At 73.1% G+C, this 14,478-nt stretch carries 16 protein-coding genes; 11 read left to right on the forward strand and 5 right to left on the reverse strand.

All coding sequences use genetic code 11. The annotated features are described in order from the left end of the window. The first annotated feature begins 74 nt into the window (after positions 1 to 74). The 11 genes from hisI (at position 75) to lgt (ending at position 8,949) form a co-directional block, all read left to right on the forward strand. Positions 75 to 476, forward strand: coding sequence for a phosphoribosyl-AMP cyclohydrolase (gene hisI / locus OO52_RS07150; RefSeq protein WP_030642109.1), 402 nt, complete (start codon positions 75 to 77; stop codon positions 474 to 476). Positions 477 to 487: 11 nt separating this feature from the next. Next, on the forward strand, positions 488 to 1,966 hold the full coding sequence (locus OO52_RS07155) for an anthranilate synthase component I (protein WP_030642111.1): 1,479 nt from the start codon (positions 488 to 490) through the stop codon (positions 1,964 to 1,966). Positions 1,967 to 2,018: 52 nt separating this feature from the next. Continuing rightward, positions 2,019 to 2,657, forward strand: a complete 639-nt coding sequence (locus tag OO52_RS07160) for a TIGR02234 family membrane protein (protein WP_030642112.1) — start codon at positions 2,019 to 2,021, stop codon at positions 2,655 to 2,657. Between the two features lie 160 nt (positions 2,658 to 2,817). Then, positions 2,818 to 3,078, forward strand: coding sequence for an HGxxPAAW family protein (locus OO52_RS07165; RefSeq protein WP_030642114.1), 261 nt, complete (start codon positions 2,818 to 2,820; stop codon positions 3,076 to 3,078). 179 nt (positions 3,079 to 3,257) lie between these two features. After that, entirely contained in the window at positions 3,258 to 3,662 is a 405-nt protein-coding gene (locus OO52_RS07170; protein WP_234317311.1) for a DUF2752 domain-containing protein, read from the forward strand. A 134-nt stretch (positions 3,663 to 3,796) separates the two neighbouring features. After that, positions 3,797 to 4,606, forward strand: a complete 810-nt coding sequence (trpC, locus tag OO52_RS07175; RefSeq protein WP_030642119.1) for an indole-3-glycerol phosphate synthase TrpC — start codon at positions 3,797 to 3,799, stop codon at positions 4,604 to 4,606. Between the two features lie 19 nt (positions 4,607 to 4,625). Further along, on the forward strand, positions 4,626 to 4,814 hold the full coding sequence (gene trpM / locus OO52_RS46945) for a tryptophan biosynthesis modulator TrpM (RefSeq protein WP_078629997.1): 189 nt from the start codon (positions 4,626 to 4,628) through the stop codon (positions 4,812 to 4,814). A gap of 115 nt (positions 4,815 to 4,929) precedes the next feature. Beyond that, the gene (gene trpB, locus OO52_RS07180) at positions 4,930 to 6,213 is read left to right on the forward strand and encodes a tryptophan synthase subunit beta (RefSeq protein ID WP_030642121.1); all 1,284 of its coding nucleotides are present in this window, start codon (positions 4,930 to 4,932) and stop codon (positions 6,211 to 6,213) included. After that, positions 6,210 to 7,046, forward strand: a complete 837-nt coding sequence (gene trpA, locus OO52_RS07185; protein WP_030642123.1) for a tryptophan synthase subunit alpha — start codon at positions 6,210 to 6,212, stop codon at positions 7,044 to 7,046. The genes trpB and trpA overlap by 4 nt, the downstream gene beginning before the upstream one ends. A gap of 111 nt (positions 7,047 to 7,157) precedes the next feature. Beyond that, positions 7,158 to 7,931 carry a DsbA family protein gene (locus OO52_RS07190; RefSeq protein ID WP_030642125.1) on the forward strand — a complete coding sequence of 258 codons (774 nt, stop codon included), beginning with the start codon at positions 7,158 to 7,160 and terminating at the stop codon, positions 7,929 to 7,931. 85 nt (positions 7,932 to 8,016) lie between these two features. Further along, a complete protein-coding gene (lgt, locus tag OO52_RS07195) occupies positions 8,017 to 8,949 on the forward strand; it encodes a prolipoprotein diacylglyceryl transferase (RefSeq protein ID WP_030642127.1) in 933 nt (310 codons plus the stop codon). A 65-nt stretch (positions 8,950 to 9,014) separates the two neighbouring features. Here the strand turns inward: lgt and OO52_RS07200 are convergent, their stop codons facing one another. From OO52_RS07200 to OO52_RS07220, 5 genes are read right to left on the reverse strand one after another with little or no spacing between them, the layout of a single operon-like run. Continuing rightward, entirely contained in the window at positions 9,015 to 9,827 is an 813-nt protein-coding gene (locus OO52_RS07200) for an HpcH/HpaI aldolase/citrate lyase family protein (RefSeq protein ID WP_030642128.1), read from the reverse strand. Further along, complete coding sequence (locus OO52_RS07205; RefSeq protein WP_234329069.1) at positions 9,824 to 11,056, reverse strand: CaiB/BaiF CoA transferase family protein; 1,233 nt, start codon at positions 11,054 to 11,056, stop codon at positions 9,824 to 9,826. Before OO52_RS07205 ends, OO52_RS07200 begins: the two co-directional genes overlap by 4 nt. Next, complete coding sequence (rbsK, locus tag OO52_RS07210) at positions 11,053 to 11,946, reverse strand: ribokinase (RefSeq protein WP_030642133.1); 894 nt, start codon at positions 11,944 to 11,946, stop codon at positions 11,053 to 11,055. The genes OO52_RS07205 and rbsK overlap by 4 nt, the downstream gene beginning before the upstream one ends. Next, a complete protein-coding gene (locus OO52_RS07215) occupies positions 11,943 to 13,304 on the reverse strand; it encodes an ADP-ribosylglycohydrolase family protein (protein ID WP_030642135.1) in 1,362 nt (453 codons plus the stop codon). The genes rbsK and OO52_RS07215 overlap by 4 nt, the downstream gene beginning before the upstream one ends. After that, positions 13,292 to 14,476: an ADP-ribosylglycohydrolase family protein gene (locus tag OO52_RS07220; protein ID WP_030642137.1), complete on the reverse strand. Its 1,185-nt coding sequence runs from the start codon at positions 14,474 to 14,476 to the stop codon at positions 13,292 to 13,294. The genes OO52_RS07215 and OO52_RS07220 overlap by 13 nt, the downstream gene beginning before the upstream one ends. Positions 14,477 to 14,478 lie beyond the last annotated feature (2 nt).

A 14,478-nucleotide genomic window follows, 5' to 3' on the forward strand; every position in this document is an offset into this window, starting at 1 on the left:
GGCGCTCCGTGCCCCCGTGACCATTCCATGGACGCCGCGACCCGCTGTCGGTGCCGCGCGGCACAATGTGACCCATGACCAGTACGACCGGTGCCCCCCGGCCCAGCAGCCTCGACCCGGAGATCGCCGCGCGGCTCAAGCGCAGCGCCGACGGACTCGTCCCCGCCATCGCCCAGCAGTACGACACCGGCGAGGTGCTCATGCTCGGCTGGATGGACGACGAGGCGCTGCACCGGACGCTGACCACCGGCCGCTGCACCTACTGGTCACGCAGCCGCCAGGAGTACTGGGTCAAGGGCGACACCTCCGGTCACGTCCAGTGGGTGAAGTCGGTCGCGCTGGACTGCGACGCCGACACCCTGCTGGTCAAGGTCGACCAGGTCGGCGCCGCCTGCCACACCGGCGCCCGCACTTGCTTCGACGCGGACGTCCTGGCCGAGCACGCCGATTCCGGCGCACCCGGATCCGGTCAGTAAGGTCAGCGGCCATGGAACTGGAGACCTTCCGCAAGCTGGCCACCGACCGGCGTGTCATCCCGGTCACGCGCAAGCTGCTCGCCGACGGCGACACCCCGGTCGCGCTGTACCGCAAGCTCGCCGCCGAGCGCCCGGGCACCTTCCTGCTGGAGTCCGCGGAGAACGGCCGCTCCTGGTCCCGCTACTCCTTCGTCGGCGTCCGCAGCGCCGCCACGCTCACCGCGCGGGACGGACAGGCCCACTGGCTCGGCACCCCGCCCGTCGGCGTCCCCACCGACGGCGACCCCCTCGCGGCCCTGCGCGCCACCCTCCAGGCCCTGCACACCCCGCATCAGGAGGGCCTGCCGCCCTTCACCGGCGGCATGGTCGGCTACCTGGGCTACGACATCGTCCGCCGCCTGGAGAAGATCGGCCCCGGCGAGCGCGACGACCTGAAGCTGCCCGAGCTGACCCTGCTGCTCACCAGCGACCTCGCGGTGATGGACCACTGGGAGGGCTCGGTCCTGCTGATCGCCAACGCGATCAACCACAACGACCTCGACACCGGCGTCGACGAGGCGTACGCGGACGCCGTCGCCCGTCTCGACGCCATGGAGGCCGACCTCTCCCGCCCGGTCGCCCAGCCCCCGGCCCATCTGCCGCCCTCCGAGCTGCCCGAGTACACCGCCCGCTGGGGCGGTCCCGACTTCCAGCGGGCCGTCGAGGACGTCAAGGAACGCATCCGCGCGGGCGAGGCCTTCCAGGTCGTGCCCTCCCAGCGCTTCGAGACCCCGTGCACGGCGAGCGCCCTCGACGTCTACCGGGTCCTGCGTGCCACCAACCCCTCGCCGTACATGTACCTCTTCCGCTTCGACGGGTTCGACGTCGTCGGCTCCTCCCCCGAGGCGCTGGTGAAGGTCGAGGACGGACGCGCGATGGTCCATCCCATCGCCGGCACCCGGCACCGCGGGAGCACCCCGCAGGAGGACCAGGCCCTCGCCGAGGAACTCCTCGCCGACCCCAAGGAACGCGCCGAGCACCTGATGCTGGTCGACCTCGGCCGCAACGACCTCGGCCGGGTCTGCGAGCCCGGCTCGGTCGAGGTGGTCGACTTCATGTCCGTCGAGCGCTACTCGCACGTGATGCACATCGTCTCCACCGTCACCGGCAGGGTCGCCCCGGGCCGCACGGCCTTCGACGTGCTCACCGCCTGCTTCCCGGCCGGCACCCTCTCCGGCGCCCCCAAGCCCCGCGCGATGCAGATCATCGACGAACTGGAGCCGTCCCGGCGCGGCCTGTACGGCGGCTGCGTCGGCTATCTGGACTTCGCCGGCGACTCCGACACCGCGATCGCCATCCGTACGGCCCTGCTCCGGGACGGCACGGCCTACGTCCAGGCCGGCGCCGGCATCGTCGCCGACTCCGACCCGGTCGCGGAGGACCAGGAGTGCCGCAACAAGGCCGCGGCGGTGCTCCGCGCGGTGCACACCGCCAACCGGCTGGGCAAGTAGGGCGCTTCTCATACGAACCCCGGGTGACGGTGCGCCCGGGGTTCAGGCGATAGTGGAGTACGTGACTGCCGTACCTGACCCCCGTTCCCAAGCCGCCGCGTCCGCCCGGTCCGGCCGGCGGAGCCTCGCCGTGGCCCTCATGTGCGGTGCGCTCGGCGCGGCCGTGGCGCTGCTCGCGACCCGGCAGCGCTGGGCGGAGGGCACCGCGACGGTGGCCGGCGGCGCGTTCCCGCTGACCGCGAAGGGCAGCGACGTCACTGGCGTCCCCGCGGCCCTCGCCATAGTGGGCCTCGCCGCGCTCGTCGCCGTCTTCGCCGTTCGCAGGGCCGGCCGGTTCCTCGTCTCCGGGCTGCTCGCGCTGTCCGGCGCCGGGATCGCCGCCGCGGCCCTCGTCTCCGCCTCCGACAGCTCCGCGCTGGACGAGCAGGCCGCCAAGGCGAGCGGCGACACCTCCGCCACGGTCGACGCTCTCACCCACACCGGCTGGCCCTACGTCGCGGCCGCCGGCGGCGTGCTGCTCCTGCTCGCCGGACTGCTCGCCCTGCGCTACGGCCGACTGTGGCCCGCCATGTCCGGCCGCTACGAGCGCGGCACCGCCCGCCCGCGGCGCACGGCCCGGCCGGTCGACCCGGAGCGGCCCGAGGAGATCTGGAAGGCGCTGGACCGGGGCGAGGACCCGACCGGCGCCTGACCCACGGCGCTGCACCCGGCGTGTCGACCCGGCGTGTGAACCCGGAGTGTGGTGAAACAGACGCCACCCCCGCGTCGGGCGCGCGTGCGCGTACGGGACAATGGACGGCGAGCGTCCGGCTCGGTCAGTACGACACGTACACAGCAACGAGGAGCAAGTCATGGCGGGCAGCAGCCACGGTCACACCCCGGCCGCCTGGACCGGTGTCATCATCGCCTTCATCGGTTTCTGCGTCGCGGGCGCCTTCATGGTGATGGCCCAGCCCGTCGGCTTCTGGGCCGGCATGGCCCTCACGCTCCTCGGTGGTGTGGTCGGCGGCATCATGCGCGCGATGGGTCTGGGGCAGCCGAAGGAGTCCTCCCGTGCGCTGGTGCACACCGCGCCCGCGGCCAAGCGGGAGCCGGCGGCCGCCGAGAGCTGAGCCTCAGGATTCCGTCGAGGGGCGGTCCGGCATCCACGACGGTGCGGGCCGCCCTTCGCGTTGCCCGGCGGCACGACTGCCCGCAGCGGCAGTGGCGGCGTGCGGGGGACCGGGCGGGAGGGGAGAATTCCCGCGTGAGCGTCGAGAGCCGTGGGGTCCAGTTGCCTGTGCCTGTGCCTGTGCCTGTGCCTGTCTGGCGGCGGCTCGTCGTGCCGGCAGGGCTGTTCGCGGCCGTCGCCGGGGCCTTCGCCTACGTCGGGGTCGTCGATCCGGGTGAACCCGGGCACTACCCCGTCTGCCCCCTGTACCGGCTCACCGGTCTGTACTGCCCCGGCTGCGGCGGGCTGCGCAGCGCGCACGCCTTCGTGCACGGTGATCTCCTCGCCGCCCTGCGCGACAACGCGCCGGCCGTCGCCGGCTACGTGGGCTTCGCGGTGCTGTGGACCGTCTGGGTGGTCCGCGCGGCGCGCGGCAGGCCGCTGCGGATCGACCTCGGACCGGCACGGCTGTGGGCGGCCGGCGTCGTGCTGCTGGTGTTCACCGTCGTCCGGAACCTGCCCTTCGGTGGCTGGCTCCACCCTTGATCGAACAGCGAATGTCCAGGTAGTGGGACCGCCCTCCACCGGATGCGAGGCCTCGGCGGTCCTGCGGATACCATCGGTTTGACCACGGGTTTTCAGAACCTGAAGGAACCACCGTCTGGAAGGGGGCCGCTCGCGTGAGTGTGCTCGACGAGATCATCGACGGAGTCCGTGCCGACCTCGCGGAGCGGCAGGCACGCGTCACCCTCGACGAGCTCAAGGAGCGCGCGGCCAAGGCCCACGCCGCCAAGGACGGGGTGGCCGCGCTCAAGGGCGACGGCGTCAAGGTGATCTGCGAGGTGAAGCGGTCCAGCCCCTCGAAGGGCGCGCTGGCCGCGATCGCCGATCCCGCCGGACTCGCCGCGGACTACGAGGCGGGCGGTGCGGCCGTCATCTCCGTCCTCACCGAACAGCGCCGTTTCGGCGGCTCGCTCGCCGACCTGGAGGCGGTGCGCGCGCGGGTCGACATCCCCGTCCTGCGCAAGGACTTCATCGTCACGTCCTACCAGCTCTGGGAGGCCCGGGCGTACGGCGCCGACCTCGCGCTGCTGATCGTGGCCGCCCTGGACCAGCCGGCCCTGGAGTCGCTGATCGAGCGGGCGGTGTCCATCGGCCTGACCCCCCTCGTCGAGGTGCACGACGAGGACGAGGTCGAGCGGGCGGTGGACGCGGGCGCCAAGGTCATCGGCGTCAACGCGCGCAACCTGAAGACGCTGGAGGTCGACCGCGGCACGTTCGAGCGGGTCGCCCCGGAGATCCCGGACAACGTCGTGAAGGTCGCCGAGTCCGGCGTCCGCGGCCCGCACGACCTGATCGCGTACGCCAACGCCGGCGCCGACGCGGTGCTGGTCGGCGAGTCCCTGGTGACCGGCCGCGACCCCAAGGCGGCGGTGGCCGACCTGGTGGCGGCGGGCGAACACCCGGCACTGCGGCACGGGCGCGGCTGATCCCGCTAAGCTTGGGCCGATGACTCTCACCGTGACGACCGTGGACCGGCACGCGCGCCTGGCGCGCGGCTGCCGTCCGCGTGGCTGCCGCGCCCCCGCGCGGCGCGTGCACGGCCGTCGCGTCCGGTACGTCATCGGTGACGAGCCCGGGCAGGTCAACGGACGCCGATGGCAGCGCGCCCCGAAGGGGCGCGGGACACCTGTCTGACGTGCGGCTACCGCCGCGTGTGCGCGAGCGATCGCACGCGGCCCGAGGCCGTACGACTGGCCCCGCCCCCACGGCGACTCGTTTTTCTCCCGAGCACTCACCGTGAGGTTTCCGCATGCCCAGCGAGTTCTTCATCCCCGACCCCGTCGGCCAGGTGCCCAGCGCCGAGGGCTACTTCGGCGCTTTCGGCGGCAAGTTCATCCCGGAGGCCCTCGTCGCCGCCGTGGACGAGGTCGCCGTCGAGTACGAAAAGGCCAAGGGCGACCCCGAGTTCGCCCGCGAGCTCGACGACCTGCTCGTCAACTACACCGGTCGTCCGTCGGCGCTCACCGAGGTGCCCCGTTTCGCCGAACACGCCGGTGGCGCCCGCGTGTTCCTCAAGCGCGAGGACCTCAACCACACCGGCTCCCACAAGATCAACAACGTGCTCGGCCAGGCCCTGCTCACCAAGCGCATGGGCAAGACCCGGGTCATCGCCGAGACCGGCGCCGGCCAGCACGGTGTCGCGACGGCCACCGCCTGCGCGCTGTTCGGCCTCGACTGCACCATCTACATGGGCGAGGTCGACACCAAGCGCCAGGCCCTGAACGTGGCCCGCATGCGCATGCTCGGCGCCGAGGTCGTCGCCGTGAAGTCCGGCAGCCGCACCCTCAAGGACGCCATCAACGAGGCGTTCCGGGACTGGGTCGCCAACGTCGACCGCACCCACTACCTCTTCGGCACGGTCGCCGGCCCGCACCCGTTCCCGGCCATGGTCCGCGACTTCCACCGGGTGATCGGCGTGGAGGCACGGCGCCAGCTCCTGGAGCGCGCCGGCCGTCTCCCCGACGCCGCCGTCGCCTGTGTCGGCGGCGGCTCCAACGCCATCGGCCTCTTCCACGCCTTCATCCCCGACGAGGGCGTCCGCCTCATCGGCTGCGAGCCGGCCGGCCACGGCATCGAGACCGGCGAACACGCGGCCACCCTCACCGCCGGGGAGCCCGGCATCCTGCACGGCTCCCGGTCGTACGTCCTGCAGGACGAGGAGGGGCAGATCACCGAGCCGTACTCGATCTCGGCGGGCCTCGACTACCCGGGCATCGGCCCCGAGCACTCCTACCTCAAGGACTCCGGCCGCGGCGAGTACCGCGCGATCACCGACGACGCCGCCATGCAGGCCCTGCGCCTGCTGTCACGCACCGAGGGCATCATCCCGGCGATCGAGAGCGCCCACGCGCTGGCCGGCGCCCTGGAGGTCGGCAAGGAGCTGGGCAGGGACGGCCTGATCGTCGTCAACCTGTCCGGCCGCGGCGACAAGGACATGGACACCGCCGCCCGCTACTTCGGCCTCTACGACACCGACGCCGAGGTGGCCGCCAACGAAGCCGACACCGCCGAGATCGAGGGGGACGCCAAGTGAGCGGGGCCGCATTCACGGGCGGGAAGGCCCGGCTGCTGAGCGACACCCTCGCCGCCGCCAAGGCCGAGGGCCGCTCCGCGCTCATCGCCTACCTCCCGGCCGGCTTCCCCACCGTGGACGGCGGTATCGAGGCGATCAAGGCCGTCTTCGACGGCGGAGCCGACGTCGTGGAGGTCGGGCTGCCGCACAGCGACCCGGTGCTCGACGGCCCGGTCATCCAGACCGCCGACGACATCGCCCTGCGGGGCGGTGTGAAGATCGCCGACGTCATGCGCACGGTCCGGGAGGCCCACGAGGCCACCGGGAAGCCGGTGCTCGTCATGACGTACTGGAACCCCATCGACCGCTACGGCGTGGAGCGGTTCACCGCCGAACTGGCCGAGGCGGGCGGGGCGGGCTGCATCCTGCCCGACCTTCCGGTCCAGGAGTCGGAGCTGTGGCGGGAGCACGCCGAGAAGCACGGCCTCGCGACGGTCTTCGTGGTGGCGCCGAGCAGCAAGGACGAGCGGCTCGCCGAGATCACCGCGGCGGGCAGCGGCTTCGTCTACGCGGCCTCCCTCATGGGCGTCACCGGCACCCGGGAGTCCGTCGGCGCGCAGGCCCAGGACCTGGTCCGGCGCACCCGCGCCACCGACACCGGACTGCCCGTCTGCGTCGGGCTCGGCGTCTCCAACCGGGCGCAGGCCGCCGAGGTCGCCGGCTTCGCCGACGGTGTGATCGTCGGCTCGGCGTTCGTGAAGCGGATGCTGGACGCCCCCGACCACGCCTCCGGCATCGCGGCGGTCCGCGAGCTGGCCGGTGAGCTGGCGAAAGGCGTGCGCGGACAGGCGTGACGGACGGGCGTAACCGTCGGCGAATGTCCCGTATCGGATGATTCGGTCACTCGAACGGGTGGACCTCGGGCCGGGGAGGCGCGCTGCGCCTCCCCGGTTCGTTCTGGGGGTGTGAGCGAGAAGAACCGTGACGGAAAGCGCACCGCCCGGGAACGGCTGGCGGTCGAGCGCGAGAAGCAGAAGGCCGCGGAGAAGCGACGGCGCACGCTGATCGTGGGCGCGAGCGTCGTCTGCGTCCTGGGGCTGGCGGCGGTGATCGGCGTGGTCGCCGCGAACGCCGGCAAGCACAAGAGCAGCAGCGCGGGCCCGGCCGTGGCACCGTCGGGTGCGCAGGGCAAGGACGGCCTCGCGATCCCGGTCGGCAAGGACGGCGCCAAGTCGACGCTCACCATCTGGGAGGACTTCCGCTGCCCGGCCTGCCAGGCCTTCGAGGTGGCGTACCGGCCGACCCTCCACGAACTGACCGACGCCGGCAAGCTCAGAATCGAGTACCACCTCGTCCGGCTGATCGACGGCAACCTCGGCGGCACCGGCTCGCTGCGCGCCGCCAACGCCGCGGCCTGCGCCCAGGACGCCGGGAAGTTCCGCGACTACCACGACGTGCTGTACGCGAACCAGCCGAAGGAGACCGACGACGCCTTCGCGAACAACGACAAGCTGATCGAGCTGGCCGGCAAGGTGAAGGGCCTGGACACGCCCGCCTTCCGCAAGTGCGTCCAGGACGGCACGCACGACGGCTGGGTGGACAGGTCCAACCAGGCCTTCCGGTCCGGCGGCTTCACCGGCACGCCCACGGTGCTGCTCGGCGGCAAGAACATCTACCAGGACCAGACGATGACCCCTGCCAAGCTCAAGCAACTGGTGGAGGCCGCCGACCGAGGGTAAGCGTTTCTCACGCCCCCGTTATGGACCCGTAGCCGAGCTGCTTGCCGTCACCACGGCTCGGCACGGTAGCGTCGGACTTGCCATGATGAACCTTGCCTATATCCCCAGCCCGTCGCACGGGGTGTACTACCTCGGCCCCATCCCGCTGCGCGGCTACGCCTTCTGCATCATCATCGGCGTCTTCGTTGCCGTCTGGTTCGGCAACAAGCGCTGGATCGCCCGCGGCGGGCAGTCCGGCACGGTGGCCGACATCGCTGTCTGGGCCGTGCCGTTCGGCCTGATCGGCGGCCGGCTCTACCACGTGATCACGGACTACGAGCTGTACTTCAGCGAGGGCCGTGACTGGGTGGACGCCTTCAAGGTCTGGGAGGGCGGCCTGGGCATCTGGGGCGCCATCGCGCTCGGCGCGCTCGGCGCGTGGATCGGCGCGCGGCGCCGGGGCATCCCGATGCCCGCGTACGCCGACGCCGTCGCGCCCGGCATCGCGTTCGCACAGGCCATCGGCCGCTGGGGCAACTGGTTCAACCAGGAGCTGTACGGCCGCGAGACCCACCTCCCCTGGGCGCTGCACATCACCTCCTCCGAGGGCGGCCGGGTGCCGGGGTACTACCACCCGACGTTCCTCTACGAGTCGCTGTGGTGCATCGGCGTGGGCCTGCTGGTCATCTGGGCGGACCGCCGCTTCAAGCTGGGGCACGGCCGGGCGTTCGCCCTGTACGTCGCCGCGTACTGCGTGGGCCGGGGCTGGATCGAGTACATGCGGGTGGACGACGCCCACCACATCCTGGGCCTCCGCCTGAACGACTGGACCGCGCTGCTCGTCTTCCTGCTGGCGGTGGCGTACATCGTGGTGTCGTCGAAGAAGCGGCCCGGACGGGAAGCCGTGGTGGAGCCGGGGGTCTCCGACGGCCCGGCCGAGGACACGGGGCTTGAGGCCGACAGGGACACCGACGCCGACACCGACACGCACACCCACGCCGAGGGCGAGGAGAAGGCGGCGCCGGCCGAGAAGAGCTGACCCTTTCCGGTACGACACCGAGGGCGCCCGGAGTTCTTCCGGGCGCCCTCGGTGTGTCCGGAGGGTCAGCTCCGGGCGGCCAGCGACAGTGTCCGCCGCGCCATCGCCACCACCGCCGCGTCGATGAAACGGCCGTCGGGGAGGGCCTGGGCACCCTCGTTCGCAGAGGCCGCCTTGATGACCGTCTCCGCGTGTTCGATCTCGGCCTCCGTCGGCAGGTAGGCGCGCTCGATCACCGGCAGCTGACGGGGGTGGATCGCGGCGCGGCCCAGGAATCCGAGAGCGCGGCCGTGGGCGCAGGAGGCGGCCAGGCCGTCGAGGTCACGGATGTCCGGATGGACGGTCTGGGACGGCGGGGCGAGGCCCGCCGCACGGGCGGCGACGATCACCCGGGAGCGCGGCCAGTCAAGGCCCGCGTCGGCCCGTACCCCGAGGTCGGCGCGGAGGTCGGCCTCGCCCAGGGCGATGCCCCGCAGGGCGGGGTGGGCGGTGGCGATGGCGTAGGCGTGCTCGATGCCGAGGGCCGACTCCAGGAGCGCGTAGAGGGGGACGGGCGTGGCCACGGCGACCTGCCGTACCTCGCCCGGGGTCGTCACCTTCGGCAGCCGCAGGCCGGACAGGCCCGGCAGGCCGGCCAGGGCGTGCAGGTCGGCGGCGGCCCAGGGGCTGCCCAGGGCGTTGACGCGCACGTGCACCGGGACCGGCTGAGGCACCGTGAGGAGTTCCGCGGTGGCCGCGCGGGCGTACTCCTTGCGGTCCGGGGCGACCGCGTCCTCCAGGTCGATCACCACCACGTCGGCGCCCGCCACGAGGGCCTTGGCCACGACGTGCGGGCGGTCGCCGGGGACGTAGAGCCAGGTGAGCGGGAAGCGGGTCACAGGGCGCCCTCCGCGCGCAGCGCCGCGATGTCGGCCGGGGTGAGGCCGATCTCGGTGAGCACGGCGTCGGTGTCGGCGCCGTGCGGGCGGCCGGCCCAGCGGATCGCGCCGGGCGTGGCGGAGAGCCGGAAGAGGACGTTCTGCATGCGCAGCGGGCCCAGCTCCGGGTCGTCGACGGTGGTGACCGTGTCCAGGGCCTGGTACTGGGGGTCCGCCAGGACGTCCCGGACGTCCTGCACGGGGGCCACCGCGGCCTCCGCCTTCTCGAAGGCAGCGAGCACCTCGGCGCGGGTGCGCGTGGCGATCCAGGAGCCGACCGCCTCGTCCAGCACATCGGCGTGGGCTGCCCGGTCCGCGCCCGTGGCGAACCACGGCTCCTCGATCAGCTCCGGCCTGCCCACCAGCCGTAGCACGCGTTCGGCGACCGACTGGGCGGAGGTGGAGACGGCGACCCAGGTGCCGTCGGCGGTGCGGTAGGTGTTGCGCGGGGCGTTGTTCGCGGACCGGTTGCCTGTGCGTTCCTGGACGTAACCGAGCTGGTCGTACCAGGTGGTGTGGGGTCCGAGGACCGACAGGATCGGCTCGATGATCGCCATGTCGACCGTCTGTCCCACGCCGGTGCGCTCGCGTGCGGCCAGCGCCGCCAGCACGGCGTAGGCGGTGGCCAGGCCCGCGATCGAGTCGGCGAGACCGAAGGGCGGCAGCGTCGGGGGCGCGTCCGGTTCGCCGGTGACCGCGGCGAAGCCGCTCATCGCCTCGGCGAGGGTGCCGAAGCCGGGGCGGTGCGCGTACGGGCCGAACTGGCCGAACGCGGTGACCCGGGCGAGAACCAGCCGGGGGTTGGCCGCGGACAGCTCCGGCCAGCCGAGGTCCCATTTCTCCAGGGTCCCGGGGCGGAAGTTCTCGATCACCACGTCGGCGGTGGCGGCGAGCCGCAGCAGGGTGTCCCGGCCGCCGGGCGTGGACAGGTCGAGGGTGACGGTCCGCTTGTTGCGGCCGAGCACCTTCCACCACAGGCCGACGCCGTCCTTGGCCGGGCCGTGGCCCCGGGACGGGTCGGGCCGCCGGGGATGCTCCACCTTGATCACCTCGGCGCCGAAGTCACCGAGCAGCGTGGCGGCCATCGGCCCGGCGAAGAGGGTCGCGAGGTCCAGCACCCGCAGGCCGTCCAGTGCCGGGGACGTCCGTGCCGTCGTGGCGGTCGTAGGTGTCGTGCTCGTCGTGTTCATGCGGTGTACTGGGCCTCGATCTCCGGGCGGTACGGCATCGACGCCGACGCGCCTTCCCGCTGGACGGAGATCGCCGCCGCGGCCGCCGCCCAGGACAGGGCCTCGCGTACCGGTTTCTCCTCGGCGAGGGCCACCGCGAGCGTGCCGACGAACGTGTCGCCCGCGCCCGTGGAGTCCACGGCCCGCACGCGGGGCGCGGGGACCACGAGCGGTTCGGCGCCCCGCGTCACGTACAGGCAGCCCGTGGCGCCCAGGGTGACCACCACCTCCGGCACCAGGTCCAGCAGGGCGGCTGCCGCCTCGCGCGGGTCGGTGCGGCCGGTGAGGGTGACCGCCTCGTACTCGTTCGGCACCAACAGGTCGATCGTGGACAGGAGTTCGGGCGGCAACGGCTGGACCGGGGACGGGGTGAGGACCGTACGGACGCCGTGCCGGTGGGCCGCCTCCGCGCCCGCGACGACCGCCGCCAGCGGGATCTCCAGTTGCAGCAGCAGGGCGTCGGCGGTGGCGATCACCCCCTCGTCACCGGGGGAGAGGTGGTCGACCGTGCCGTTCGCGCCGGGGATGACGACGATCGCGTTGCCGCCCTCGTCGTCCACCACGATGTGCGCGGTGCCGGACGGGCCCTCGACCGTGCGCAGGAAGTCGGTGTCCACACCGGAGTGTTCGAGGGTGTCGCGCAACCGGGCACCGAAGGCGTCGTTGCCGACCGCGCCGATCATCGAGACGGTGGCGCCGGCGCGGGCCGCCGCGATCGCCTGGTTGGCGCCCTTGCCGCCGGGGATCGTACGGAACTCCCGTCCCGTCACGGTCTCCCCGCGCTGCGGGGCCTTGCCGACGTAGGTGACGAGATCCATGTTCGTGCTGCCGAGGACGGCGATGTGGGTCATGGTCGGGTCGCCTCCAGGTGGGTGAGGTGGGCGAGGGTGTCGAAGCCGGTGCCGTCGAAATCCGCGACGGTGGTGGCGAGCCGGTTCTTCAGCGGGGCCCGCCAGCGGTCGGGGAGCGCGTCGGGGGAGCCGGCGAGGAGGCCGGCGATGCTTCCGGCGGTGGCGCCGTTGGAATCGGTGTCCCAACCACCGGAAACGGCACGGCAGACGGACCCCGTGAAGTCGCCGTCGGCGTGGGTGAGGGCGGCGACGATCAGGGCGGTGTTGGGGAGGGCGTGGACCCAGTGGTGGGTGGGGCCGTAGACGGCGTGGAGTTCGTCCACGACGTCGTCGAAGTCGTCCGTGGAGGTGGCCAGTCGGACGGCGTGGTCGATCGCCTTCGCCAGACGGGAGCGGGCCGGGACCACCGCGCGGCCGGTGCGCAGACAGGCGTGGACGTCGTGCGTGCCGGTGGCGGCCGTGGCGATGGCGGCGGCCGTGAACATCGCCGCGTAGACACCGTTGGCGGTGTGGGTGAGGACCGCGTCGCGGTGGGCCTGTCCGGCGGCGGCGGCCGGGTCGCCGGGGTTGCTCCAGCCGTGCATGTCGGCGCGGATCAGCGCGCCGATCCACTCGCGGAACGGGTTGCGGTGGCGGGCCGTGTGCGGGGGTTCGATGCCGGTGAGGAGGTTGCGGTGGGCGACGCGCTCGGCGGTGAAGGTGCGGCCGGGCGGGAGTTCTTCGAGCCAGAGCCGGGCCACGTCGTCGGTGGTGAAGGTCCTGCCGTGGCGCTGGAGCAGGAGGAGGTTGAGCAGGGGGTAGTCGAGGTCGTCGTCCTCGGGCATGCCGTCGATGTTCTCGGCGAGCGAGGTGGCGGCCGAGCGGCGGTTCCAGGGGTGCGTGGCCAGGAGGTCGTCGGGGACTCCCCGGGCGGTGAACCAGGTGGCGAGGGGCCAGTTCCCGGTCGCCCGGGCGAGGGCGCGGATGCCGTCGAGCGGGAGTTTCTCGACCGGTTTGCCGAGGAGGCAGCCGATGGCCCGGCCGAGCCAGGCGGCCTCCAGGGCACGCGGGTCCGGTGCGGCGGCGGACCGTCCGGTGGGCCAGTCGGGGCACTGGGACATGATGCGGGCCAGGTCCGTCGGCTCGTCTTCGGCGAAGCGGCTGGGCAGGTCGGCGAGTTCGTCCAGCAGGTCCTCCGCCAGCAGGCGCAGATAGCGGGACACCCGGTGCGCGGACGCGCCCGCGCGCTCCGGGGCGTCCGGGCCGCCCGCCGCCCGCCAGCGCGCCTCGACCGCCTTCGGCTCGCGCCCGTCCAGGCGGGCCTGGCGCAGCTCGTGGCCCAGCAGGTCCTCCGGCTGGACCCAGGTCAGTCGGAGCACGGGCGGCCTCCGAGCGCGGTGAACGCCTCCTCGTGGGCGCGCCGGCGGCGGACGTCCCGGTCGAAGATCTCGCGCGCGACCTCGGTGAGCGTCCGGGCCGGCGCCCACAGGTCCAGGCGGCTGGCGTCGGCGACCGTCTTCGCCCACTCCTCGGGGACGGGTGAGCCGAGCGCGCCCGCGAGGGCACCGGCCATCGTCGCGATCGAGTCGCAGTCACGGCCGTAGTTGACCGAGCCGAGCACGGCCTGCCGGTAGTCACCGCCGGAGACGACCAGCATGCCCAGCGCCACCGGGAGTTCCTCGATGGAGTGCAGCCGCGAGGGGCGGCGGGCGGCGAGGGAGGGCGCGCGGTAGTCCGGGCCGACGGTGTCGTACGGCGCCACCGCCGCGCGCAGCGGACCGAGCGCCGACTCGAAGTCCCGGTGCCCGGCCGCTACTTCGCAGACCTTCTCGATCGCCGTACGGGTGCCGTCCTTGGCCAGGGACAGGCAGGCGCTCACCACCGAGTCGGCAGTCGCCCCCGGAGCGGTCGCGGCGGCCACCGCCGCGGCGAACACACCGGCCGCCTCACGGCCGTACGACGACTGGTGCGCGCCCGCGATGTCCAGCGCCTCGGCGTACGCGGCGGCCGGGTTGGCCGCGTTGACCAGGCCGACCGGGGCCATGTACATCGCGGCGCCGCAGTTGACGATGTTGCCGGTGCCCGCTTCCCGGGGGTCGGCGTGACCGTAGGCCAGCCGGGCCACCAGCCACTTCTCGGCGAGGAAGAGGCGGTGCAGCGGCAGGGCCTCCGCCTCCAGCTCGGGGATCCAGCGGGGGGTGGTCATCAGGTCCGGGACCAGGTGGTCGGCGATCGCGTACGCGTCCAGGTGGTCGCGGACGCGGTCGTAGACACGGACCAGCGCGTGTGTCATCAGGGTGTCGTCGGTGACGTGGCCGTCGCCCTTGTGGTACGGCGCGATGGGGCGGGCGGTGCGCCAGGCGTCACCGTGCCAGGGGCCGACGACACCGTGCACGCGACCGCCGTGCCGTTCGGTGATCTGGTCGGGGGAGTAGCCCTCGACCGGGCCGCCGAGGGCGTCACCGACGGCGGCTCCCACCAGGGCGGCGGCGACGCGGTCGGCGAGACCGTTCGGGCTGGGGCCGCTGCTTTCTTCTTCTTTGGGCGTCATGC

The sequence above is a fragment of the Streptomyces flaveolus genome (assembly GCF_000716535.1).
Lineage (GTDB): Bacteria > Actinomycetota > Actinomycetes > Streptomycetales > Streptomycetaceae > Streptomyces > Streptomyces flaveolus_A.